Raw genomic sequence first — 23,431 nt, 5'->3', positions numbered from 1 at the left:
AGGGGGCCGGCGCGTCACGCCGTGGGACGGCTTCCCCCGGAGTACCAGGGGACTGTCCGGGGGCTACCGGAGGACGAGTCCCCCACGGTGGGCCACCGCCTGGGAACTCCGCCTAGTCCCCGGCGGTGACCAACCCGGACTCGTACGCGACCACCACCGCCTGGGCCCGGTCGCGCAGGTCGAGCTTGCCCAGGATCCGCCCGACGTGGGTCTTCACGGTCTGCTCGGCGACCACCAGTTCGGCGGCGATCTCGCCGTTCGAGCGGCCCCGGGCGATCAGCCGGAGCACCTCGGTCTCCCGGGGGGTGAGCCCGGCCAGACTGACCGGGCGGGGCCGGTCCCGGCCGGGCCGGGCGGCGAACTCGGCGATCAGCCGGCGGGTCACCGTCGGGGCGAGCAGCGCCTCACCGGCCGCCACCACCCGGACCGCGTGCACCAGGTCGGCGGCCGGGGCGTCCTTGAGCAGGAAGCCGCTGGCGCCGGCCCGCAGCGCCTCGTAGACGTAGTCGTCCAGGTCGAAGGTGGTCAGCACGAGCACCCGGGGCCGGTCCGCCTCCGGCCGGCCGCCGAGGAGCTGCCGGGTCGCGGCCAGGCCGTCCAGCACCGGCATCCGGACGTCCATCAGCACTACGTCCGGGTCGAGTCGCCGGGCGGCGGTGACCGCCTCGGCGCCGTTCGCCGCGTCGCCGACCACCAGCAGGTCGGGCTGGGCCGCCAGCAGCGCCCCGAACCCCTGCCGGACCATCGCCTGGTCGTCGACGACGAGTACCCGGATCATCCGTCCAGCTTGCCGTCCCGCTCGGACCGGTCCGCTGCCGGGGTCTCCTCCTCGGGACGGTATGGCAGGTAGGCGGTCACCGCGTACCCGTGGTCGTCGGTGGGGCCGGCCCGCAGCCGGCCGCCGAGCAGCCGGGCCCGCTCCCGCATCCCGGTCAGTCCGTGCCCGGCCTGGCCGGCGGCGTCGCCCGCCGGGCCGCTGCCGGATCCGGGCGGGTCGTTCCAGATCCCGATGGCCAGCCCCCGGTCGTCCGCGTCCACCGACACCCGCACGGTCGTCCCGGGCGCGTGCCGGGCCGCGTTGGCCAGGGCCTCCTGGACGATCCGGTACGCGGCCAGCCCGACCGCCTCCGGCACCGTCCGGGGGCGCTCCGGCTCCGGACCGGTGGCGACCGTCACCGCCATCCCGGCCCGCCGGGCCGCCTCGACCAGCTCCGGTAGGTCGGCCAGCCCCGGCTGCGGCGCCGTCTCCGGTGCCGAGGCCGCCTCGCTGCGCAGTACGCCGAGCAGCCGGCGCATGTCGGCCAACGCCTCCCGGGCCGAGCCGGCGATCGCGGTGAACTCGTCCCGGGCCGGCTCGGGCAGCCCGGTCAGCCGGTACGGCGCGGTCTCCGCCTGCACCGCGATCATCGACATGTGGTGCGCGACCACGTCGTGCATCTCCCGGGCGATCCGGGTCCGTTCCTCCAGCACCGCCCGGCGGGCCTGCTCCAGCTCGCTGCGTTCGGCCTGCTCGGCGAGGGCCCGCTGGCTCTGCAGGCGCCGCCGCACCTGGTCGCCGACGATCAGGATCGCCAGGAAGAGCAGTACCACCCCGTGCGCGTTCGCCCGGGACGGCACGCAGAGGTACGCCGGCAGGATGCTGAGTACCGCCGCCCAGGCGGAGATCCCCAGGCTGGTCCGGGAGGCCAGCACGAGCAGGACGAAGAGGAAGGCGACGATCTGCACCGGGCTCCACGGCCAGGACTCCTCCGGCTGCGCCTCCAGGACGCCGAGGAAGAGCATGGGGTAGCCGATCCGCCAGGCGAGCAGCGGGCGGAACGGGGCCAGCACCGCCGGCAGCACCCCGCCGACACCGAGCAGGATCGCCAGCACGTCCGGCAGCTTCCGGGTGTCGGCCAGGTACTGGATGCCGGCGATGGTGATGCCGACCAGGGCGAAGACCAGGATCGGGGCCAGTACCGGCCGGGCGGCCTGCACGCGGCGCCGCCACCTGCCGGGCGGACCGTGCGGTGCGGGCGGCGGATAGTCCGGCCCGATCAGCAGCCGGAGCAGCTCGTCGGGGCCGAGGCGCAGTGCCGCGGCGGTGCCGTTCTCCATCAGGGGCAGGGTACGGCCGTCCGGAGCCGGCCGTCGTCACCCCGTGGCGCTATCCCGCCCGTAGTACCCCGGTAGCACGCAGGTCGGCCGGCACCCGGGTTACGGATTACCCGCCGGTAGCGCCTAGTCTCCAACCCGCACGTCCGTACCGTCGAGGAGGAGGACACCCGTGGCCCGTACCGTGCTGGTGACCGGGGGCAACCGGGGGATCGGCCTGGCCATCGCGCAGGCCTTCGCCAAGCAGGGCGACCGGGTGGCGGTCACCCACCGGGGCAGCAACCCGCCCGCCGACCTGTTCGGGGTCCGGTGCGACATCACCGACAGTGACCAGGTCGACGAGGCGTTCTCGGCCGTCGAGGCGGAGCTGGGGCCGGTCGAGGTGCTGGTCTGCAATGCCGGGATCACCGACGACACGCTGTTGCTGCGGATGTCCGAGGAGCAGTTCACCCGGGTCCTCGACGCCAACCTGACCGGCGCGTTCCGGTGTGCCAAGCGGGCCTCCGGCAAGATGCTCAGGGCCAGGTGGGGGCGCATGGTCTTCGTCTCCTCGGTGGTCGGTCTCTCCGGCGGCGCCGGCCAGGTGAACTACGCGGCGAGCAAGGCCGGCCTGGTCGGGGTGGCCCGGTCGATCACCCGGGAGCTGGGCAGCCGGAACATCACCGCCAACGTGGTGGCGCCCGGGTTCATCGACACCGACATGACGGCGGTGCTCTCCGACGAGCGCAAGGCGGAGATCCGCAAGTCGATCCCGGCCGGCCGGATGGCCAGCCCGGACGAGGTGGCCGCTGTGGTGGCCTGGCTGGCCTCGGACGCCGCCGGTTACGTCTCCGGGGCGGTCGTCCCGGTCGACGGCGGCCTCGGCATGGGCCACTGACCGGCCCGACCTGCGGCACCGCCGGTCACGGCAGGCGGCACGGTCGGTCACGGCACGCCGCACTGTCGGTCACGGCAGGCGGCACGCCGGTCACGGCATGCGGCACCGAGCCAGTCTCGGCTGCGGCGCGGACCGGCCCGGGAGCCGGCGCCGACCGGCCCGGCGGGGCACCGACTGGCACAATCGCCCAGGCGCCGTGATCGGCCGGGACGGACCCGGACCGGCCGCGGGACGCGGGGGACCACGAGGGTATGGAGGATCTTGTGTCTGGACTGCTGGCCGGCAAGCGGCTGCTCGTCACCGGGGTCATCACCGACCAGTCGATCGCGTTCTCGGTGGCGAGGCTCGCCCAGGAGAACGGCGCGACGGTGGTGCTCACCGGCTTCGGCCGGATGTCGCTCGTCGAGCGGATCGCCAAGCGGCTGCCCGAACCCGCGCCGGTGATCGAGCTGGACGTCACCGACGCCGACCAGTTGGCCAGCCTGGCGGACCGGGTCCGCGAGCACGTCGACGGGCTGGACGGCGTGGTCCACTCGATCGGCTTCGCGCCGGCGAGCTGTCTGGGTGGCGGCTTCCTGGACGCGCCGTGGGAGGACGTGGCGACCGCGCTGCAGGTCTCGACGTACTCCTACAAGTCGCTCGCGGTGGCCGCGCTGCCGTTGATGAGCGCGGGCGGTGCCGTGGTCGGCCTCACCTTCGACGCCACCAAGGCCTGGCCGGTGTACGACTGGATGGGCGTGGCCAAGGCCGGCCTGGAGTCCGCCTCCCGCTACCTCGCGTTGCACCTCGGCTCGAAGGGCATCCGCAGCAACCTGGTCTCGGCCGGGCCGCTGCGCACCATGGCCGCGAAGTCGATCCCGGGCTTCGAACGCTTCGAGGATGCCTGGGCCGAGCGGGCCCCGCTGGGCTGGGTGCTCACCGACCAGGAGCCGGCCGCACGGGCCTGCCTGGCCCTGCTCTCCGACTGGTTCCCGGCCACCACGGGTGAGATCGTGCACGTCGACGGCGGCTACCACGCGCTCGGCGCGGCCACCTGAGCACGGTCCACGTCCGGCTGGGCACGGCCCGGTCCGGCTGGCCCGGTCCCGCTGGCGCCGCCGGTGGGCGGGGCCGGGCCCGGCAGCCCGACGGCGGCGGGAACAATAGGGGCATGTCCTACGACGCCGTTGTGTTGATCTCGTTCGGTGGCCCGGAACGGCCCGAGGACGTCCTGCCGTTCCTGGCCAACGTCACCCGGGGGCGGAACGTGCCGCCGGACCGGCTGGCCGAGGTCGCCGAGCACTACCAGCACTTCGGCGGCGTCTCGCCGATCAACCAGCAGTGCCGGGAGCTGCTCGCCGCGATCCGGGCCGACTTCGCCGCGCACGGGCTCGACCTTCCGGTGTACTGGGGCAACCGCAACTGGCACCCGATGCTCGCCGACACCGTGGCCCAGCTCCGCGACGACGGGATCACCTCCGCCCTCGGCTTCGTCACCAGCGCGTACGGCGGCTACTCCTCCTGCCGGCAGTACCAGGAGGACATCGCGACCGCCCGCGCGGCGGTGGGGCCGGGGGCGCCCCGGATAGACAAGCTGCGGCAGTACTGGGACCATCCCGGATTCGTCGAGCCGCACGCCGACGCGGTGGCGGGTGCGCTGGCCACCCTCGACCCGGCCCGCCGGGACAGCACCCGGCTGGTCTTCACCGCCCACTCGATCCCGGTCTCGATGGCCGCCTCCGCCGGCCCGCAGGGCGGCCGGTACGAGGCACAGTTGCGCGAGACCGCCGCGCTGGTGGCCGAGCGGGCGGCTCCGGGCCTGCCGTACGACCTGGTCTGGCAGAGCCGCTCCGGCCCGCCGCAGGTGCCGTGGCTGGAGCCGGACGTCAACGACCACCTGCGCACCCTGGCGGCCGACGGGGTCACCTCGGTGGTGGTCAGCCCGATCGGCTTCGTATCCGACCACCTCGAAGTGGTCTGGGACCTGGACACCGAGGCGGCGGGTACGGCCAAGCAGCTCGGTCTCGACTTCGTCCGGGCCGGCACCCCGGGCACCGATCCGAGGTTCGTGTCGATGGTCCGGGAGCTGGTGACGGAGCGGCTTAACCCGGCCGACACGCCCGCGCGACGCCGGCTGGGTACGCTGCCCGCCTGGGACACCTGCCCGACCGGTTGCTGCCAGCCGGCCCGGCGCCCCTGACCCCGCCCGCGCAAGGAGAGCCATGAACGAGTGCAGCCCGTACCCCGCCGGTCGTGGCGGCCCGGCATGACTGATCGGAAGCCGGTGGAGAGCTGGCTGACCGACATGGACGGGGTGCTGGTGCACGAGGGGCAGCCGGTGCCCGGTGCGCCGGAGTTCGTCCGCGCGCTGCGTGCCTCGGGCAAGCCGTTCCTGGTCCTCACCAACAACTCGATCTACACCGCCCGGGATCTCCAGGCCCGGCTGAACCGGATGGGCTTCGACGTTCCGGAGCACGCGATCTGGACCGCCGCGCTGGCCACCGCGCAGTTCCTGGCCGACCAGCGTCCCGGCGGCACGGCGTACGTGATCGGGGAGGCCGGGCTGACCACCGCGATGCACGCGGTCGGGTACGTGCTCACCGACTTCGCCCCCGACTACGTGGTGCTGGGCGAGACCCGGACGTACAGCTTCGAGGCGATCACCAAGGCGGTCCGGCTGATCGACGGCGGCGCCCGGTTCATCTGCACCAACCCGGATCCGACCGGCCCGTCCGCCGAGGGTGCCCTGCCGGCGGCCGGCTCGGTGGCCGCGATGATCTCGAAGGCGACCGGGGTCGAGCCGTACTTCGTCGGCAAGCCGAACCCGATGATGATGCGCTCGGCGTTGAACACCATCGACGCGCACTCGGAGACGACCGCGATGATCGGTGACCGGATGGACACCGACATCCTCTGCGGGCTGGAGGCGGGGTTGCAGACCGTGCTGGTGCTGACCGGGATCAGCACCAGGGCCGAGGCGGAACGCTACCCGTACCTGCCGTCCCGGATCGTCTCCTCGGTCGCCGACCTGATCGACGAGGTCTGAACCCGATCCGGGCGGCCTGGTAGCCGGCCGCTCAGGCGGTGCTGGCCCGGCTCAGGTCGCGGTCGGTCGGCTGCGGGTCGGGGTCGGCCGGAGCAGCGCTGCGATCCTGGTCGCCCCGACCGGCCGGAGTGCCGGAGTCGGGTGCCGGTCGGCCGGGGCGGTCCGGCTCGCTCGACACCGGTGACGGTGGCCGGTCGACGGGCCGGGTGGCCGCCTCGGCGCCACTCCCGCCGCCGGACCACCGGGCCGGAAGCGCCACGACGACGGCGTACCCGACGGCGGCGGCGACCAGGAACCACACCGGGAGCATCAGCCGCTCGTACTCCGAGTCGACCGGCTTCGCGACCATCAGTGCCAAACCGCTCAGCCCGGTGCCCAGCCACAGGAAGGCGAGGTGCCGGGTGCGGGTGGCGAAGATCAGCGTCGCCGCTATCACCGCGATCTGCGGCAGCGGTTCGACGAACCACTGCTCGAACCTGCCCGGCCACCACTGGAGGTTCCGTTCCCAGAGCCAGGTGTACGGCTCGGGCGTGTCCGGCCGGGTGAAGTGGGTGGTCGCGTAGTCCTGGATCGCCTCGGTCAGCGACGGCAGCTCGAGCGCCGAGCTGACCGCGGACCAGCCGACCAGGGTGGCCAGACCGAGCCCGCCGGCGAACAGCGCGCCGCGCCGGTTCGGGAAGCGGGTCAGCAGCGCCAGGACGCTCGCGGTCACCAGGACCAGGGCCATCGCCACACCGTTCGCCGACTTGGTGGCGAAGGTCCAGGCGAATCCCGCGAGCGCGATCGGCAGCCCGCTGTACCGGTTGCGCCAGAGCAGCATCGCGCCGATCAGCACGGCGAGGCAGCCGGCCAGCATCGCACCGTCGGCAAGCATCCGGGTTATCCAGAACCCGGTCGGCAGCGCATAGACCAACGCGGTTGCGATAAGGCCGACCAGGCGCATCCCGAACGCCAGCCAGACGGCCAGGTAGGTGAGCAGGCCGACGCCGACGGCGATGATCAGGGTCGCCACGACCATGCCCTGCCAGACGCCGAGGACCTTCACGAAAGGCGCCGCGAACAGCGGATATCCCGGCCGGCTGTCGAAAATTGCGATGTACCGGGGGGAAATGCCCTGCTGGGGATACCCGTCGCGACAGGCTTGGGCCATTCCCCGCTCTTTGGCCGAACGGTTGATGTCGCGGCACACCTGAAATGATGAACGGGCGGAGGCGGTCGCCAGATCGGTGCCGGCGAAGACCTGTGCCTGTCGCATGTACCAGTAACTGTCGCCGGAGGAGGCGATCCGGCGCGGGTCCTCGTAGCGGGCCATGCAGAGTGCTCCGGCAATGGCTATCACCAGCAGCACCCAGGCAAGTTCGACGGTGCCGCGCCGGTTGAACCAGCGACGCCGGGACGCGGGGGGACTCGCGGAGGAGGAGTGCGCGAGGTCTATCGAATTCGGGGTGCCGCCCATGGAACGAGGACCCTACCGCACCTTTGTGACCGGCGTTTCCCGGCATCCGTCCGGGCGTCGAATGCCGGACGAATCGGTCGGCGCTTGGTCGGCGCGGTTGCCGGTCGGGACGATTGTCGCGGCCGGAATAGCCGGCGGCATCGGCGCGACCAGGGCCGACGGCGGGTGACGACGGCCGACGGCGGGGTGTCTGCGGCCGACGGCCGACGGGAGGGTCCGGCGGGCACCGGCGGTCCGCTGCCGGGCGGTGTCAGGCCGAGAGAGGTGCGTTGCAGGCCGCCACGACGGCCCGTCGGCAGGCGGCGGTGAGCGGGCGCAGCGCGGCGTCGCGCTGCTGGGCCTCGTGGCCGTTCACCGAACCGCCGGGCGCGGCGTGCTCGGCCAGCGCGAGCACCTGGTCCAGCACGCTGGCCCGGGCGAAGAGCCGCCGCGAGCGCGGGTCGAAGCCGGGTGGCAGGTCCATCCCGCTGTCCGGTCGGCGCAGTGCCGCGAGTGCGCCGGCCAGTTCCGGGCGCCACTGCGCGACGTCGAGCCGGGTCAGCGCCGCGGTCGCCTCGGCCAGGGTCACCGCCAACTCCGCCTCGGCCTCGGCCGCGCCGGGACTGCCCAGCGAGGCGGCCGGGGCGCTCTCCGGCAGCGGATACACCCGCCACAGCACCGTCTCGAACGTCACTCCGGACCCGCTGGTGTGCGTGCGTACCTCGGGGATCACGCCCAGACCACGGGCCACCACCGCCTCGCCGGCCAGCAGTGCCGCCGAGGCGAACGGGCCGGGACCGGGCAGCCCGCGAGGATCGCCGGGTGCGGGCAGCACCAACCGGATCTCGTCCGGCGAGAGCTTGGAGAAGGCGGCGAGCGCGTCACGTAGCGGGATGTCGGTCCAGGCGCCCGGGGCGTCCGCGACGAGGTGCTCCTCGCCACCGGCGATCTCGTCGGCGATCTCGTCGTACGGCACCAGCCCGGCACGCCAGGCGCGTACCCAGGCCACGAAACGGCTGGACCGGCGCGCCACGAGAGTCGCCGCGCCCGTTGCGGGGGACATGCGGCTAGGGTACGTGCTTCCCGTGTCGGCTGTCTCGACTGCCGGCCGGGCGGCGCGTCAACGCCGACCGACCGGCCGGCACCGGCTACCGTCCCCGGGATGGGGAGGATGTACGGCGACGACGTGCTCGCCGGGGACTGGCGGCGGCGCAGGGTCACCCCCGAGGTGCCGGCCGAGGTCGACCTGGTGGTGGAGGACGCCGACTCGGGGTTCTGTGGCGCGGTGGTGGGTTTCGAGTCCGGTGCGGTGGTGCTGGAGGACCGGCACGGCCGGCGGCGCAACTTCCCGCTGCTGCCGGCCGCGTTCCTGCTGGACGGCAAACCGGTGACGCTGCGCCGCCCGGCGCCGTCGACGGCACCGGCGCCGCGCCGCCGGACCGCCTCCGGGTCGGTGGCGGTGGCCGGGGTACCCGCCCAGGTGGCCAGGGCGAGCCGGATCTGGGTGGAGGGTGTGCACGACGCCGCGCTGGTGGAGCGGATCTGGGGCGACGACCTGCGCATCGAGGGCGTTGTGGTGGAGCCGCTGGACGGCATCGACGAACTCGCCTCCCGGGTCCGCGAGTTCGGCCCCGGGCCGGGGCGGCGGTTGGGTGTCCTCGTCGACCACCTGGTGCCCGGCTCGAAGGAGAGCCGGATCGTGGCGGCGGTCACCTCGCCGGACGTACTCGTCACCGGCCATCCGTACGTCGACGTCTGGCAGGCGGTGAAGCCGTCGGCGCTCGGCATCCGGGCGTGGCCGGTGGTGCCGCCGGGACGGCCGTGGAAGGAGGGCGTCTGTGCCGCCCTCGGGGTCGCCGAGCCGGCCGAGATGTGGCGGCGCGTCCTCGCCCGGGTGGACAGCTTCCACGACGTGGAGACACCGCTGATCAACGCGGTGGAACGGCTCATCGACTTCGTCACGGTCCCGTCCGAGCCCTGAGCTGTCCCGTCCGAGCCCTGAGCTGTCCCATCCGAGCCCCGGAGAGCTACGCCAGGAGCATCCGCCCCTCGGCCGGGGCGGGGCACGTGGCCACGCCGGTTCAGCCGAGCCGGTCGGGGTGGCGGGTGAAGACGAAGGTGGCGATGTCCAGGGCCGTGGCCGCACCGGTCGGGTCGCGGCGGACGGTCAGGACCTCCCCGGCGTTCATGCCGGAGCGGCCCCGCCAGCGCCCCTCGACGTCCCGCCGGAACCGCCAGCGTGGGACGGCGCCGGGCGGCTGCGGGGTCACCACCAGCTCCTCGGCGCCGGGATCCCAGGCCACCTCGAACTCCCGCCCCATCCACCACCAGCGACCGGTCAACCCGGCGATGTCGCCGGCCGGCGGTCCGGCCGCCGGTCGCCAGGGCCGTACCGGTGCGGGTTCGGCGTCGAGTACCAGGCCCAGCACCTGCCGGCCGAGCATCGGCAGCGAACCGGTGCGCAGCCCGTACGAGTTGGCGAAGCCGACCACGCCGATGCCGGACGGGCGGTGCACCGAGGCCGTGGCGACGTAGCCGGGCATCGAACCGCCGTGCCCGGCGTACACCCGGTCGCCGGCCCGGTGCAGTTCGACGCCGAGGCCGTAACCGGCGGTCCAGGAGTCGAGGTCGGCCATGGCCACCGGGACGCACATCTCGGCCAGGGTCTCCGGGGCGAGGACCTCCGGATCGCCGGCGGCGAGGAATCCGGCCCAGCGGGCCAGGTCGTCAAGGCTCGCCCAGAGCTGGCCGGCCGGCGCCATCGCCCCGGTGTCGGTACGCGGCTCCTCGCGCAGCGTCTCGTGCCATGGATGGACGACGTAGCCCCGGGCGTACGGCTCGGTCGGCTGGTAGGAGGTGCGGACCATCCCCAGTGGATCGAGCAGTCGGGACCGGACGAGCTTCCACCAGGACTCCCCGGTGACCCGTTCCAGCACGGCGCCGAGCAGCGCGTAGGCCAGGTTGGAGTAGTGGAAGGTGCGGTGCGCCGGGAAGGCCAGTTTCTCCTCGGTCAGCCCGGCCAGCAGGGTGGCCAGGTCGGTGCCGGCGGAGCGTTCCCACCACTCGCCGTCGGGTTCCCGTTGCAGGCCGGCGGCGTGGCCGAGGAGTTGCCGCAGCCGGACGGCACCGAGCGGGTTGCCGGGCAGGTGCTTCTCCAGCGGGTCGTCCAGGTCGAGCAGTCCCTCGTCGCGCTGCCGCAGCAGCAGTACCGCGGTCATCGTCTTGGTGATCGAGCCGATCCGGTACTGGACGTCCGGATCCGGTGTGGGGGTCTCGCCGGCGGCGGCGACGTGCAGCAGCCCGCCGGCCGCCCCGGCGGCGGCCGGGGCCCGCAGCACCCCGAGGATCAGCGAGGGTGCCCGGCCCATGGCCTGGGTCTGGGCGACGAGCGCGTCGATCCGGCGGGTGGTCTCCGGCAGTAGGCCGGACTCCGGCGGCAGCGGGGCCACGGGCGCCTCCTCGAACTCGGGGGTGCGGGGACTCGGAGTTGGATACGCAAAACCGGACCCCGGGGTTCGGAGTTCGCGGTCGGTTCGGGATTCGTGGTCGGTTTCGGAGTTCGCGGTCGGTTCGGGGTTCGCGGTCGGTCGTGCGGAGTCGGTAGGAGGATTATCGGGCCAGACCGGGCGTAACCGCGCCGGGTCGGGGTTCGCCGAACCCGTGCCGGCCGCCGGACCTCGGCATACGAGATCTTATGTGCGTCGATCAAGATTCGCCGGTAGGTGCGCATCCGTGACAGGATCGACGTGTGGAGCCGCTCCTGTGGATCGTATTGGGCGTCGTGTTGGTCGTCGCTGAGATCTTCACGACGACTCTCTTCCTGGTGATGTTCGGGGTCGGTGCGTTCGCCGCGGCCGGTGCTGCCGCCCTCGGCGCACCGCTGGCCCTCCAGGCGGTGATCTTCGCCGCCGTCTCGGCGCTGACCGTGGCCGTGGCCCGGCCGGTGATCCAGCGGCACCGCACGGCCGAGCTGACCGGCGAGGAACAGCCGTTCGGAGTACGGGCGATCACCGGGAGCAGCGCCCTGGTGCTGGAGCAGGTGGACGCCAACGGCGGCGTGGTCAAGATCGACGGGGAGATCTGGACCGCCCGCTCCTACGACGCGACCCAGGTGATCGAGACCGGGACCCGGGTACGGGTGATCGAGGTCAAGGGCGTGACCGCCCTGGTGTGGCGGGACGAGTTCACAGTTGACGAGCAGCCAGATAAAGACGAATAACGGGATGAAGAGGTGAGCACGACGTGGATACGGTGATCGGTCTGCTGTTGGCCGCCGTGGCACTGATCACGGTGGTCACCCTGATCCGCGCGGTACGGATCGTGCCGCAGCAGCGGGAGGACGTGGTCGAGCGGCTCGGCCGGTACAAGCGCACCCTCAACCCGGGACTCAACCTGCTGGTCCCCTTCATCGACGCGGTACGCACCAAAGTCGACATGCGGGAACAGGTGGTCAGCTTCCCGCCCCAGCCCGTGATCACCTCCGACAACCTGGTCGTCTCGATCGACACCGTGCTCTACTTCAAGGTCGTCGACTCGGTGAAGGCGACCTACGAGATCTCGAACTTCCTCCAGGCCATCGAACAGCTGACGGTCACCACCCTGCGGAACGTCATCGGCTCGCTCGACCTGGAGCGGGCGCTGACCAGCCGCGAGGAGATCAACCGGCACCTCTCCGGCGTACTCGACGAGACGACCGGACGCTGGGGGATCAAGGTGACCCGGGTGGAGATCAAGGCGATCGAGCCGCCGCCGAGCATCCGCGACTCGATGGAGAAGCAGATGCGCGCCGAGCGGGACCGCCGGGCGGCCATCCTGAACGCCGAGGGGCACAAGCAGTCGCAGATCCTCTCCGCCGAGGGCGAGAAGCAGGCCGCGGTGCTGCGCGCCGACGGTGACCGGCAGGCCCGGATCCTCCAGGCGGAGGGCCAGGCGAAGGCGATCCGTACCGTCTTCGACGCGATCCACACGGCGAACCCGAGCCAGAAGGTGCTGGCCTACCAGTACCTCCAGGCGTTGCCGCAGATCGCCAACGGGCAGGCGAACAAGGTCTGGATCGTGCCGGCCGAACTGACCAAGGCGCTCGAAGGGCTCGGCGGGGCGCTCGGCGGGTTGAGCCAGGCAGCCGGGGACGAACCGCACGCCGAGGTCGACGCCGGTGCCGTCGAGCGCGAGGCGGCGGAGGCGGCCCGCGCCGCCGCCGAGGCGGCCCAGGAGGTCAACGCCGAGGTACGCGCCGCCGAGGCGCAGGTGACCTCGCGACCGACCAGCCCGCAGGGACTGCCCGCCCCCGAGCCGGTCTCGCCGGACAGCCTCACCGGTGACTCCACGGTGGACAGGCAGCCGGAACGCGGCTGACGCCTTCCGCCGGTCGACGGTCCGGCGGGGCACGGCATATTTGACCAAAGCGTCCGCGCGGCGCCCCGGCACCTGACACGATCTGTCTAGCGACGGGTGGTGACCAGGAGCCGGGGCGTCGACGTGTGAGTACGCCCGCGCCCGCCCGCGCAGCACGTGGAGCGAGGTGACGCGCGTGACCCACCCCTCGAAACCGGAAAACCACCCCTCGGACCCCAAGCGTGATCCCGCGCCCGGTACCTCGCCGGCGGTGCCCAACCGGGCAGCCGGCACCGTACCGGGCAGCGCCGCACCGGCCGACCCGACGTCCGGCCGCTGGCCCCACGGCGGCCTCGGCTTCCTGCCGTTCGCGGCGGAGCGGGCGCGCAGCGAACCGGCCAGCGACGCGAGCTGGGCCTGGTCACTGCGCCGGCTGGCCCGGTTCGCCGTCTGGTCACTGCCCGGTTATGCCATTGTGTACGGTTCGGTGACCCTGGTCGGCGCCGGGAACGCCCCGTTCCTCACCCAGCAGCGTCCGGCACACCTGCTCGGCTGGATCGGCGCGCTCTGGCTCGGCCTGCTGGCGCTGATGGCACTGGCCAGCCTGCTGGTGAGCACCCGTACCCGGGGTGTCGGGATCGCCGGCCTGCTGGTCGCGGTCGCCGGCACGATGCTGGTACTCCCGTTCGGCGGGCTGCCGGATCCCGCCGCGACGTTCGGCCGGGCGGGCCAGGTCATCGCGGTCAGCGGCGGGCTGCTCTACTCGCTCGGCTGGTGGCTGACCGGCCTGGCGCTGCACCGCTCCGGCGTGTTCAGCCAGTCCGACGGCGTACTGCTGATGATCGCGGCCCCGCTGCTCGGTGTCGGCGGCATGCTGGCCTCGGCGCTGCACGCCCTCGGCGCGGTCCTCGTGCTCGCCGCCGGGATCGGGATCGGCTGGCGGGCCCGGCGGCTGGTGCCGGCGGTCGGCCGGGCCGCGCCGGCCCGGCCGAGCACGGCCGGCGCGGTGTCGGCGCGGGTCGCCGCCGGCGCCCGGCAGGGCATCGCGGCAGCGGCCGGCGGGATCCCCGACCGGAAGGTCGTCCCGGACGGCGGGCTCGGCCCCGCGACCACCGGACCGACCCCGTCCTGACCGCACCGGCGCGATCGGTCCCCGCCGAGGGTGCCGCTGCCTGGAGTACCGCTCACGGCTCGCCCCGCCTGGCCCAGGTGATGAAACGTGCCGTGAGGTCGATCGGCCGGCCCGGGTTGAGTAGGCGGAGTTGTTCGCGGGCCTCCAGCAGCTGCCCGCCGAGGTAGACCAGCAGCGCTGTCACGTCGTCCTCGTACTCCCTGAGCAGGGCCAGCCGGGCCGGTTGGCAGGGCCACTCGGCGGCGCAGTTCCGGCAGCGCCAGAGCGGGCGCATCGGCTCGTGCGGAATGCTGCGGTGCGCCGTCATGGCCGGCGGACCCACACGACACGCATGCCAACTCCCCTCGACAGGTGTGGACGGGGGCCGCCCCGCTCGACGTACGGGGGGAAGGACCGGGACGGCCCCCTCGGCAGGAACTCGCCCCGGCCCTCTCCGGCGCGGCACGAGCCCGCATAGCTGACAGTGTTGTGACGACACCACTACTGTCGGAAGGCATTCGCGCTGCTCGGCCCTTAGGAGCAGCGGCTTCCTCCCGATGTGCAGAGGTGTGCAGATGGATCGACTGCCCATGTTGGAGCTGTTCGCCGGAGAGCTTCGCCGGCTGCGTACGGCGGCCGGCCTGTCCCAGGAGGCGCTGGGGGAGCGGATCAGGTATTCGGCCTCCCTGGTGGCCGGCGTCGAGCAGTGCCGGCGACCACCCCGGGAGGAGTTCACCCTCCGCTGCGACGACGCCCTGGGCGCGGACGGCCTGCTGCTCCGGATCCGCAGCGCCATCCTCCGGGAGAGTCTGATGCCCTGGTTCCGCGAGTGGGTGACCATCGAACAGGAGGCGACCGCGCTGTGCAGCTTCGAGCCGCTGGTCGTACCCGGTCTACTCCAGACCGAGCGATACGCGCGGGCCCTGCACGAGGGGGCGAGTCAGCTCGTTGGCGACGAGATGGAGCAGCAGGTGGCTGCGCGCCTGGCGCGACAGGAGATCCTGCGTCGGGACTCGCCTCCGCAGCTCGTCGCGGTGCTCGACTACACCGCGCTGGAACGCCCGGTCGGCGGCCCCGACGTGATGCGGGAGCAACTCCGCCATCTGCTGGAGGTCGCCGCCCGTCCCCGGATCCATCTACACGTGGTGCCGAAGGGCGTCGGGGCGTATCCCGGGCTGAACGGGGCCTTCGTGATCGCGACTCCTCCGGAGGGTGGCGACGTGGCATACCTCGACAACCAGTTGCAGGGCACGATCGTCGAGCGCACGGCGGACGTACACTCGATGCGGCAGACCTGGGAGTCTGTGCGGGCCGAGGCAATGCCCCACGGGGCCACCCTCACGTTGATCTCGGAGGCGGCGAAGTCATGGACCTGAGCGGCGCGATCTGGCACAAGAGCACCCGCAGCAGTGGCAATTCTGGCAACTGCGTCGAGGTGGCGGACAACCTGCCGGGCGTCGTCGGCGTCCGGGACAGCAAGGATCGGCAGGGTCCGGCGCTCACCTTCGACCCGCGGGCGTGGCGGTCCTTCGTGATTTTCGCCAAGCAACACTGATCCAGCCGCGCGCCCGCAGTCACGATCGAATCTCGAGCAGCAGGGTGCGCCGGCCGTCGATCCGGGCGTATTACGATGTGTTACGGTCGGTAGGTGCCGGAACGTGAGTACGTGTGGACCGACGAAGGTCTAACCAATGCTCAACGCAACGGCGTCGGCGTGGACGAGGCAACCCAGGCGCTCTACGCCCCATCGGGCCTGCGCTACGAGCGCGTCCTCGGTGACCTGCTGCTCATCGTCATGGGTATGGCCGGCAGCGGTCGGATCATCGCGGTGCTGTGTGACCGCATCGGCACCACCCAGACCTACAAGATCATTGGGGTGCGTGCCTTACGTGGCGCAGACCTCGATGAGTGGAGGAGGCGAGTCCTGTGACCGAGCCGGAATTCGACCGGATGACCAAGGAGCAGGTCATCGCGTGGTTCCAGAACGCCGACAGTCTGGCACCGGTCATGAGATCCATGACTACAGCACCAGCGTCCGGCACCGCACCCGAGGTACCCATGATGCTGGTCAGCATCCGCCTGCCCGTCACCCTCGTCGAACAGTTGGACCACCTCGCCGGGCAGGCCGCAACCCGCCGGTCCGACGTCGTCCGCGATGCCCTGACCGGTTATGTGACCGCCCGGACCGCACCGGTCAGCCTGGATGAGGCCGAACACGCCCTCGACGTACTCAGCCGCATCGTCACCGCTCGCAGAAACGAAGGCCACGCCGACGCGGCCTGACGGCCCGCAGACTGCCGCGAGCGGGGATCACGATCTTCCAGCCCTGCCGCGTCACCGGGCTCGGTCCGTCGGCTGATCGGGGCAGATCCCGACCGGGCAGAATCGGCCCGTGACCGACGTACCGACCGCCTCCGTTCTCGAGATCACCGACCCGGAGGATCCCCGGATCGCCGACTACCGGGCGCTCACCGACGTCGAGCTGCGCACCCGGTGGGAACCGCCGAACGGGCTCTTCATCGCCGAGGGCGAACTCGTGCTGCGCCGGGCGGTCCGGGCCGGCTACCGGCCGCGCTCCTTCCTGGTCGACGCGAAACGCCTCGACCAGCTCGGCGACCTGGCCACCGGCGAGGCACCCGTCTACGCCGCCAGCCCGGCCGTGCTGGAGCGGGTCACCGGCTTCCATGTGCACCGGGGCGTACTCGGGTCGTTCCACCGCCGCCCGCTGCCGGCCGTACCGGAGATCCTCCGCGGCGCCCGTCGGGTGGTGGTGCTGGAGGACGTCAACAACCACACCAACATCGGCGCGATCTTCCGGGGCGCCGCCGCGCTCGGGGTCGACGCCGTCCTCCTCTCGCCGACCTGCGCCGACCCGCTCTACCGGCGCAGCGTCCGGGTCAGCATGGGCGAGGTCTTCGCGGTGCCGTACGCCACATTCGGCGAGTGGCCGGCCGGGCTGGCCGACCTCCGGGCGGCCGGCTTCGCCGTACTCGCTCTGACCCCGGCCCCGGATGCGGTGCCGATCCAGCGGCTCACCCCGGCACAGCGGCACCGGGCCGCCCTGCTGCTCGGTGCCGAGGGTGCCGGCCTGACTCCGGCCGCCCAGGCCGCCAGCGACATCCGGGTGGTCATCCCGATGCGTCGCGGTGTCGACTCGCTGAACGTCGCCGCCGCCACCGCCGTCGCCCTCTGGGAACTGGCCCGCGACGACCCCGAGGAGTGAGGCCCGCGCGGCTGCTTGCATGGTCATGCGACCTAATGAATAATCTTCCCTGTGTCCAAGGTTCTCACCTCCCTGCCCATCGGCGAACGAATCGGCATCGCCTTCTCCGGCGGTCTCGACACCTCGGTGGCGGTCGCGTGGATGCGCGACAAGGGCGCCGTTCCCTGCGCCTACACCGCCGACATCGGCCAGTACGACGAGCCCGACATCGCCTCGGTGCCCGGCCGCGCGCTCAGCTACGGCGCCGAGGTGGCCCGGCTGGTCGACTGTCGCACCGCCCTGGTCGAGGAGGGTCTGGCGGCGTTGACCTGCGGGGCCTTTCACATCCGCTCGGGTGGGCGGGCCTACTTCAACACCACCCCGCTGGGCCGGGCCGTGACCGGCACCCTGCTGGTGCGGGCGATGATCTCCGACGACGTCCAGATCTGGGGCGACGGCTCCACCTTCAAGGGCAACGACATCGAGCGCTTCTACCGGTACGGCCTGCTGGCCAACCCTCAACTGCGCATCTACAAGCCGTGGCTCGACACCGACTTCGTCACCGAGCTGGGTGGGCGGAGGGAGATGTCGGAGTGGCTGCTCGAACGCGGCCTGCCGTACCGGGACAGCACCGAGAAGGCATACTCCACCGACGCCAACATCTGGGGTGCGACGCACGAGGCGAAGACTCTCGAGCACCTCGACGCCGGCATCGAGACGGTCACCCCGATCATGGGAGTCCGGTTCTGGGACCCCTCCGTGGAGATCCCGACCGAGGACGTCACCATCGGTTTCGACCAGGGTCGCCCGGTGACGATCAACGGCAAGGAGTTCGGTAGCCCTGTCGACCTGGTGCTGGAGGCCAACGCCATCGGCGGCCGGCACGGCCTGGGCATGTCGGACCAGATCGAGAACCGGATCATCGAGGCCAAGAGCCGCGGCATCTACGAGGCGCCCGGCATGGCACTGCTGCACGCGGCGTACGAACGGCTGGTCAACGCCATCCACAACGAGGACACCCTGACGAACTACCACAACGAGGGCCGCAGGCTCGGCCGGCTGATGTACGAGGGGCGCTGGCTGGATCCACAGGCGCTGATGCTGCGCGAGTCGTTGCAGCGCTGGGTCGGCACGGCGGTCACCGGGGAGGTGACGTTGCGACTGCGCCGGGGCGAGGACTACTCGATCCTGGACACCACCGGCCCGGCGTTCAGCTACCACCCCGACAAGCTGTCGATGGAGCGTACCGAGGACTCGGCGTTCGGTCCGGCGGACCGGATCGGCCAACTCACCATGCGCAACCTGGACATCGCCGACTCGCGGGCGAAGCTGGAGCAGTATGCCACCCTCGGCATGGTCGGCGGCGCGGCCCCGCACCGGGTGGTCGGCGCCGCGCAGGCGGCCTCGACCGGGCTGATCGGCGCGATGCCGGAGGGCGGCGCGGAGGCGATCGCGTCCCGCGGCGTCTCCTCAGCCGACGACGAGGCGCTCGACCGGGCCGCGATGGAATTCGGCGTCGACTGACCGGAAGCCTGGCGCTCCCCGCGTGGGTCCCGGCCGGACCACTCCGTGCCAGCCGGTTCCCTCCGTGGCGGTAGCGTCGGGGCGTGTTTCCCACCGTGCGCGAGGTGCTGGCCCTCGATCCGGTCCGGCATGGCGGCCCTCGGGTGGTCGCCGGTGCGGCCGGGCTGGACCGGCTCGTCCGCTGGGTGCACGCCGCCGAGGTGCCGGACATCGCCGCCCTGCTCAGCGGCGGCGAACTGGTCCTCACCACCGGCATCGGCCTGCCCGGCGACGACGCCGGGCTGCGCGCCTTCATCGGCGAGCTGGCCGACGTCGGTGTCTCCGGGCTCCTGGTCGAGCTGGGCCGGCGCTACCCGGCGGCGGTACCCCGGGCGATGGTCACGGCAGCCCAGCACCGGAACCTGCCGCTCGTCGAACTGTGCCGGGTCACGCCGTTCGTCCGGATCACCGAGGCGGTGCACGCGCTGATCGTCGACGCACAGCTCACCGAGCTGCGGGCGACCGAGGAGATCCACCAGCGCTTCACCGAACTCTCCGTCGAGGGAGCCGAGCCCGCCGAGGTGGTCCGGCAGGCCGCGCTGCTGGCCGGCTGCCCGGTGGTCCTGGAGAACCTCTCCCGGCAGGTGCTCGGGTACGACCCGGCGGGGGAGAGCGCCGAGCTGCTGTTGCGCGGCTGGGAGCAGCACTCCCGGCGGATCCGCCCGACCGGCCGGACCGGCTACGACCCGGACGCCGGCTGGCTCTACACCACCGTCGGCGCCCGGGGCCAGGACTGGGGGCGGCTGCTGCTGCGCTGGCCGACCGGCGAACTGCCGGCACGGGCACCGTGGTCCGCAACGCGAACGCCGTCCTCACCGTCGACGCCGCCGACCCGGCTGACGATCCTCGTCGAGCGGGCCGCCTCCACCCTGGCGCTGGGCCGGCTGATCCGGCGGGACGCCGAGGGGCTGGAGCGGCAGATCCACCGTACCCTGCTCACCGCACTGCTCGACCACACCCGGCCGGTCGACGAGGTGGCGCTGCGGGCCCGCGCCCTCGGCGTACCGCTGGATCGCCGGCATCTGGTCGGGGTGGTGGTCCGGTACCGCGCGGACGACGCGGCGGGTCCGGCGGCCGGAAGTTCACCGGCCGGTCAGGCCCGGTTGCGGGACCTGGCCGAGGCGGTCGGCCAGGCGCTGCGGGAGGCCGAGCTGAGCGGGCTGGCCAGCACCCTGGACGACCAGGCGGTCGGTGCGGTGCTGGCGCTGCGGGACGCCGGGGAGGAGGAGAACGCGCTGGCCGCCTTCGCGACGGCCCTGGGCCGGGTACGCCTGGACGCCGCCCCGACCCCCACCCGGCCGTACGCCGGGCCCGGCGCGGTGATCGTGGCGGCCGGTTCGGGCGTCGGCACCGTGGCCGAGGCACGCCGCTCGCTGACCGAGGCCCGGCAGGTGGCCGACGCCGCCCGCCGGGGTCGACAGGACCTGCCGGTGTTCCGGCTGCCCCAGGTCGGGCTGGCCGGGCTGCTGCACCTGCTCCGGGACGAGCCGAGGTTGCAGACCTTCGTGGAACGCGAACTCGGACCGCTGCTGGCGCACGACGCCGAGCACCCGCGCGAGCAGTTGCTCGGCACGCTGCGCGGCTACCTGGACAGCGGCCGGAACAAGTCGGCGGCGGCCGCGGCGGTGCACCTGTCCCGGCCGGCCTTCTACGAGCGGCTGGCCCGGATCTCCCGGATCCTCCGGGTCGACCTGGACTCGGTGGACGACTGCCTCTCCCTGCACGTCGCCCTGCTCGCCCTCGACGCCGTCCGCGACGGCTGACCGACCCGGCCGCGCCCCGCGGGGTTCCGGTCAGGAGATCGCGGTGAGCGCCTTGGCGTACGCCGGTGGGACGAAGTGCGGGCCGGCCGGGGTGAAGACGTCGGTGGCGTTCGCCGCCGTCCAGGCCTCGGCCGGAACGGCGTCGAGCAGGGTGCGGAGCACTGCCGCGTCCCGCCAGTCCGGGTGCTCGGCGACCAGGCCGAGCGCCACCACCGACTCCTCGACCTCGCCGACGCACTCGAACGGCTTGTGCGCGGAGATGCCGAGCAGTTCGAGGTAGCCGGGTGCCTGGGCCGGATCGGCCAGCAGGTCGGCGCCGAAGATCCGCACCAGCCGGTCCCGGGGCATGAACGGGGCCAGCGCCAGGAAGATGAACCGGCACTTGGGGCAGTTCCCGCACCACCTGTCGCTCGGGTCACTCAGCTTGAACGCGGCGTTGCAGCTCGTCACCACGTCGTCGTACCTGTCGAAGCCCGCGAAGAGCCGGGCGATGTGCAGCTCGGAGAGTTGCCGCAGCAGCGAGAAGTACGGCTCGACCAGCCCGGCGTGCCCGACCAGCGCCGCCCGGAGCAGCCCCTCCGCCTCGACCCCCTTGGACCACTGGTGGTTGACCTCGACGCCGTGCCAGACCAGGTTCGGGTCGGAGGCGGAGCGCTCGTTCGACATCACCACCGGCCCGAGTCCGTGCAGCACGGCGGTGCCGACCGCGATCAGCGAGTTGATCGCGGTGACCGGGATGTGCCCGTTACGCGCCCCGGCGGCGTTCAGCGCGATCAGCGCCGGGTCGAGCCGGCGCCGGGCGGCCAGCGGGGTCAGCCCGGACGCCTCGTCGACGCTGACGATGATGTGGTTCGGGTTGACCGAGAACGGCACCGGGTCGAAGCCGGCCCGGCGCAGCGCCTCCAGACTGACGATGGAGTCCTTGCCGCCGCCGACGGTGCTGAGCGGGCGGCGGTCCGAGTTGTCGCACCCGGCCGGCGGCTCGACCTGCCCCGGCGGCAGTTCGGGGGTCAACTCCAGCACGTGCGGCAGGTCGTTGCGGTAGGCGTACTCGGCGAGGCCGGCGGTGTAGACGGCGGTGACCAGCGCGACGGCGTCGGCGCCCAGCGGCGCCGGCAGGACCAGCCGGGGCGGTGCGGCGGCCTTGTAGTAGCTCACCCCGGCGACCAGGTGCAGCAGCTCCAGCACCCGGCCGAAGGTGGCCAGCGTCTCCGCCGACGGCGGCGTCCCGGGCCGGGGGAAGGTGATCCGCTCGGTGAACCGCAGCTCACCGTCCGGGCCGGTCAGCGCGTATTCGAGGGCGGCTTCCCCGGTCGCCGGGTCGAAGGAGTGGGCCGGGAAGGAGAAGGCGGCCATCCGCCGGAGCTGTCCGTTGGGCACACGCAATAGTAATCAAGCCTGGTCGGCGCCGACGGCGATGTCCGTGCCCCGGGTGGCGGAGGAGGCTCTTTCTCACTTCCTGCCGGTGGGCACCGAACGGAGCAGCCGGAGCAGGCCCGCACCGCCGAGGTACGCCACCAGCGCGCCGACGGGCAGCCCGAGCAGGTGCTCGCCGCTCTTCGGGGCGACGCTGTTGGCGAAGAGCCCGGCCACGGTCGCGGCGAAGCCGAGCGCGACGAGCAGCAGTCGGGGGCGCGGGCGGGTGAGCGCCCGGCAGAGTGCGGCCGGCAGTGCCCGGGGCCGGGTGGCGGGGCGGCGGGAGCCGCAGAGCTCGATCCGGCCGAAGACGGCGACCAGGCCGGCGAGTACCACGGTCAGCATCAGCAGCCAGGGGATCCGCCAGAGCCACCAGGCGGCGGAGCCGACCGCTGGGCTGGGCAGCACACCGAGCGCGTCCAGGGCGCCGGCCAGCAGGATCACGGCGGTGAGGTGCCAGAGGAAGACGGTGAGTACCACCGAGTTGACCGCGACCACCAGCATCCACGGGCGGGTTCGGTGCAGCCAGCGTTCGGCCGGGGCGCGGAGCAGCATGATCAGTCCGAGCTGTGCGGTGGCCAGCGCGAGCAGGGCCAGGCTGGGCGGGGACATGTTCTGGATCCGCAGGCCCGGTTGGTTGATCATGCTGCTCGGGTACGGGCCGACGGTGGTGAGCAGCAGCAGCGCGGTCAGCCCGACCACCAGCAGCGGCCAGCCGACCCGGGGACGCAGCGGCAGGGTGCCGGTCCGCCAGGCGTACCCGACCTGGTGCATGGCGAGCCAGCCGAAGAGGAAGTTGCCGTAGCCGAGCCGGGGCTCGCCGAGCAGCCGGGCCAGGTCGCCCAGGGTGAGCAGTCCGAGCAGCACCACCGGCACGACCAGGCCGTACCGCTGGTGCAGGGCGTAGGTGACCGGGGTCAGCAGCACCACGCAGAGGTACGCGGAGAGGAACCAGAGCGGCACCGTGGCGTACCAGATGACCTCGCGGACCTGTTGCGGGCCGGCGCCGAGCAGCCGGGCGGTCAGTGCGGCGAGGACGAGCAGCACCAGCAGCACGGTGGTGGGCCGGACCAGCCGCCCGCTGCGGTCGGCCAGCCAGCTGCCGGCGTCGCCGCCCCGTCCCCGGTGACCGGTCAGCGAGGCGGCGTTGGCGTAGCCGCCGACCAGGAAGAACAGCGGCAGGACCTGGAAGAACCAGGTGCCGGGGTGGCCCCAGGTGATCTCCTCCAGGGCGTTGTGGCCGCGCAGCCGGCCAGTGTCGTCGGGCTCGAGAACGGCGATCAGCCAGTGCCCGTACACGACCAGGACGATCGCCACCGCGCGGAGCAGGTCGACGTAGCGCTCCCGCCGGGCGGGCGTGCGGCCGGCGATCTCCCGCAGGCGGCGCATGTGGCCAGGCTATCGACTACCCGGGCCGGCCGGTGGAGTATGCGACAAGCCGGGTCGGTTGCCGGTCCGTAACGGTTCGGCCGCCGGGGCTTGCTGCCGGCATCCTCTTCCGTAAGAATCCTTCAGTAACTTTCCGTGAAGTGAAGACAAGCACCAGTGTCGGTGCCCGTGAGGCACCGACGCCCGCCCACCAGAGGGCCGCCACCTGCGAAACCGCACCAC

Annotated in this window: 23 protein-coding genes; 15 read left to right on the top strand and 8 right to left on the bottom strand. The window is 72.7% G+C overall.

The window, feature by feature from the left end; all coding sequences use genetic code 11:
* Nucleotides 1-112 precede the first annotated feature (112 nt).
* Nucleotides 113-778: a response regulator gene (locus ACN28A_RS38185; RefSeq protein WP_421403908.1), complete on the bottom strand. Its 666-nt coding sequence runs from the start codon at nt 776-778 to the stop codon at nt 113-115.
* Nucleotides 775-2,097 carry a histidine kinase gene (locus tag ACN28A_RS38180; protein WP_421403906.1) on the bottom strand — a complete coding sequence of 441 codons (1,323 nt, stop codon included), beginning with the start codon at nt 2,095-2,097 and terminating at the stop codon, nt 775-777. The genes ACN28A_RS38185 and ACN28A_RS38180 overlap by 4 nt, the downstream gene beginning before the upstream one ends.
* A gap of 169 nt (nt 2,098-2,266) precedes the next feature.
* Between ACN28A_RS38180 and ACN28A_RS38175 the strand changes: the two genes are divergently transcribed.
* The 4 genes from ACN28A_RS38175 (at nt 2,267) to ACN28A_RS38160 (ending at nt 5,996) form a co-directional block, all read left to right on the top strand.
* The gene (locus ACN28A_RS38175; protein ID WP_421403904.1) at nt 2,267-2,971 is read left to right on the top strand and encodes a beta-ketoacyl-ACP reductase; all 705 of its coding nucleotides are present in this window, start codon (nt 2,267-2,269) and stop codon (nt 2,969-2,971) included.
* A gap of 263 nt (nt 2,972-3,234) precedes the next feature.
* Entirely contained in the window at nt 3,235-4,008 is a 774-nt protein-coding gene (fabI, locus tag ACN28A_RS38170; RefSeq protein ID WP_421404875.1) for an enoyl-ACP reductase FabI, read from the top strand.
* A 113-nt stretch (nt 4,009-4,121) separates the two neighbouring features.
* A complete protein-coding gene (locus tag ACN28A_RS38165; RefSeq protein WP_421403902.1) occupies nt 4,122-5,150 on the top strand; it encodes a ferrochelatase in 1,029 nt (342 codons plus the stop codon).
* A gap of 66 nt (nt 5,151-5,216) precedes the next feature.
* Nucleotides 5,217-5,996, top strand: coding sequence for an HAD-IIA family hydrolase (locus ACN28A_RS38160; protein ID WP_421403900.1), 780 nt, complete (start codon nt 5,217-5,219; stop codon nt 5,994-5,996).
* A 31-nt stretch (nt 5,997-6,027) separates the two neighbouring features.
* On the opposite strand, the gene ACN28A_RS38155 is transcribed toward ACN28A_RS38160, so the two are convergent.
* Nucleotides 6,028-7,452: a hypothetical protein gene (locus ACN28A_RS38155; RefSeq protein ID WP_421403898.1), complete on the bottom strand. Its 1,425-nt coding sequence runs from the start codon at nt 7,450-7,452 to the stop codon at nt 6,028-6,030.
* Between the two features lie 250 nt (nt 7,453-7,702).
* Entirely contained in the window at nt 7,703-8,494 is a 792-nt protein-coding gene (locus ACN28A_RS38150; RefSeq protein ID WP_421403896.1) for a hypothetical protein, read from the bottom strand.
* A 99-nt stretch (nt 8,495-8,593) separates the two neighbouring features.
* On the opposite strand from ACN28A_RS38150, the gene ACN28A_RS38145 reads away from it, so the two are divergent.
* Nucleotides 8,594-9,412 carry a DUF3097 domain-containing protein gene (locus ACN28A_RS38145; RefSeq protein WP_421403894.1) on the top strand — a complete coding sequence of 273 codons (819 nt, stop codon included), beginning with the start codon at nt 8,594-8,596 and terminating at the stop codon, nt 9,410-9,412.
* A gap of 100 nt (nt 9,413-9,512) precedes the next feature.
* On the opposite strand, the gene ACN28A_RS38140 is transcribed toward ACN28A_RS38145, so the two are convergent.
* Entirely contained in the window at nt 9,513-10,871 is a 1,359-nt protein-coding gene (locus ACN28A_RS38140) for a serine hydrolase domain-containing protein (RefSeq protein WP_421404873.1), read from the bottom strand.
* Between the two features lie 308 nt (nt 10,872-11,179).
* On the opposite strand from ACN28A_RS38140, the gene ACN28A_RS38135 reads away from it, so the two are divergent.
* The 3 genes from ACN28A_RS38135 to ACN28A_RS38125 all read left to right on the top strand — a co-directional run bounded on the left by ACN28A_RS38135 (nt 11,180) and on the right by ACN28A_RS38125 (nt 13,897).
* On the top strand, nt 11,180-11,650 hold the full coding sequence (locus tag ACN28A_RS38135; RefSeq protein WP_421403893.1) for an NfeD family protein: 471 nt from the start codon (nt 11,180-11,182) through the stop codon (nt 11,648-11,650).
* A 23-nt stretch (nt 11,651-11,673) separates the two neighbouring features.
* On the top strand, nt 11,674-12,786 hold the full coding sequence (locus ACN28A_RS38130) for an SPFH domain-containing protein (protein ID WP_421403891.1): 1,113 nt from the start codon (nt 11,674-11,676) through the stop codon (nt 12,784-12,786).
* A gap of 250 nt (nt 12,787-13,036) precedes the next feature.
* Complete coding sequence (locus ACN28A_RS38125) at nt 13,037-13,897, top strand: hypothetical protein (protein ID WP_421403889.1); 861 nt, start codon at nt 13,037-13,039, stop codon at nt 13,895-13,897.
* Nucleotides 13,898-13,949: 52 nt separating this feature from the next.
* Here the strand turns inward: ACN28A_RS38125 and ACN28A_RS38120 are convergent, their stop codons facing one another.
* Complete coding sequence (locus tag ACN28A_RS38120; RefSeq protein ID WP_421403887.1) at nt 13,950-14,204, bottom strand: flavin reductase; 255 nt, start codon at nt 14,202-14,204, stop codon at nt 13,950-13,952.
* 247 nt (nt 14,205-14,451) lie between these two features.
* On the opposite strand from ACN28A_RS38120, the gene ACN28A_RS38115 reads away from it, so the two are divergent.
* From ACN28A_RS38115 to ACN28A_RS38085, 7 genes are all read left to right on the top strand, one after another.
* A complete protein-coding gene (locus tag ACN28A_RS38115) occupies nt 14,452-15,252 on the top strand; it encodes a helix-turn-helix domain-containing protein (protein ID WP_421403885.1) in 801 nt (266 codons plus the stop codon).
* Nucleotides 15,243-15,431, top strand: coding sequence for a DUF397 domain-containing protein (locus tag ACN28A_RS38110; protein WP_278062921.1), 189 nt, complete (start codon nt 15,243-15,245; stop codon nt 15,429-15,431). The genes ACN28A_RS38115 and ACN28A_RS38110 overlap by 10 nt, the downstream gene beginning before the upstream one ends.
* Before the next feature lie 93 nt (nt 15,432-15,524).
* Nucleotides 15,525-15,806, top strand: coding sequence for a hypothetical protein (locus tag ACN28A_RS38105; RefSeq protein WP_421403883.1), 282 nt, complete (start codon nt 15,525-15,527; stop codon nt 15,804-15,806).
* Nucleotides 15,803-16,159 carry a ribbon-helix-helix protein, CopG family gene (locus tag ACN28A_RS38100; protein ID WP_421403881.1) on the top strand — a complete coding sequence of 119 codons (357 nt, stop codon included), beginning with the start codon at nt 15,803-15,805 and terminating at the stop codon, nt 16,157-16,159. Before ACN28A_RS38105 ends, ACN28A_RS38100 begins: the two co-directional genes overlap by 4 nt.
* An 85-nt stretch (nt 16,160-16,244) precedes the next feature.
* The gene (locus tag ACN28A_RS38095) at nt 16,245-17,099 is read left to right on the top strand and encodes a TrmH family RNA methyltransferase (protein ID WP_421404871.1); all 855 of its coding nucleotides are present in this window, start codon (nt 16,245-16,247) and stop codon (nt 17,097-17,099) included.
* Between the two features lie 51 nt (nt 17,100-17,150).
* Nucleotides 17,151-18,602 carry an argininosuccinate synthase gene (gene argG / locus ACN28A_RS38090; RefSeq protein WP_421403879.1) on the top strand — a complete coding sequence of 484 codons (1,452 nt, stop codon included), beginning with the start codon at nt 17,151-17,153 and terminating at the stop codon, nt 18,600-18,602.
* Between the two features lie 83 nt (nt 18,603-18,685).
* A complete protein-coding gene (locus ACN28A_RS38085) occupies nt 18,686-20,404 on the top strand; it encodes a PucR family transcriptional regulator (RefSeq protein ID WP_421403877.1) in 1,719 nt (572 codons plus the stop codon).
* Nucleotides 20,405-20,434: 30 nt separating this feature from the next.
* Here ACN28A_RS38085 and ACN28A_RS38080 read toward each other — a convergent pair whose 3' ends face one another.
* Complete coding sequence (locus ACN28A_RS38080) at nt 20,435-21,784, bottom strand: hypothetical protein (protein WP_421404869.1); 1,350 nt, start codon at nt 21,782-21,784, stop codon at nt 20,435-20,437.
* Between the two features lie 72 nt (nt 21,785-21,856).
* Nucleotides 21,857-23,209 (bottom strand): acyltransferase family protein, encoded by a 1,353-nt coding sequence (locus ACN28A_RS38075; protein ID WP_421403875.1) that lies wholly within the window; start codon nt 23,207-23,209, stop codon nt 21,857-21,859.
* Between the last annotated feature and the right edge of the window lie 222 nt (nt 23,210-23,431).

This window comes from Plantactinospora sp. WMMB782, from assembly GCF_049179135.1.
Taxonomy (GTDB): Bacteria; Actinomycetota; Actinomycetes; order Mycobacteriales; family Micromonosporaceae; genus Plantactinospora.
Note: the sequence above shows the minus strand (reverse complement) of the source record. Positions and strands in the feature narration are given on the sequence as shown.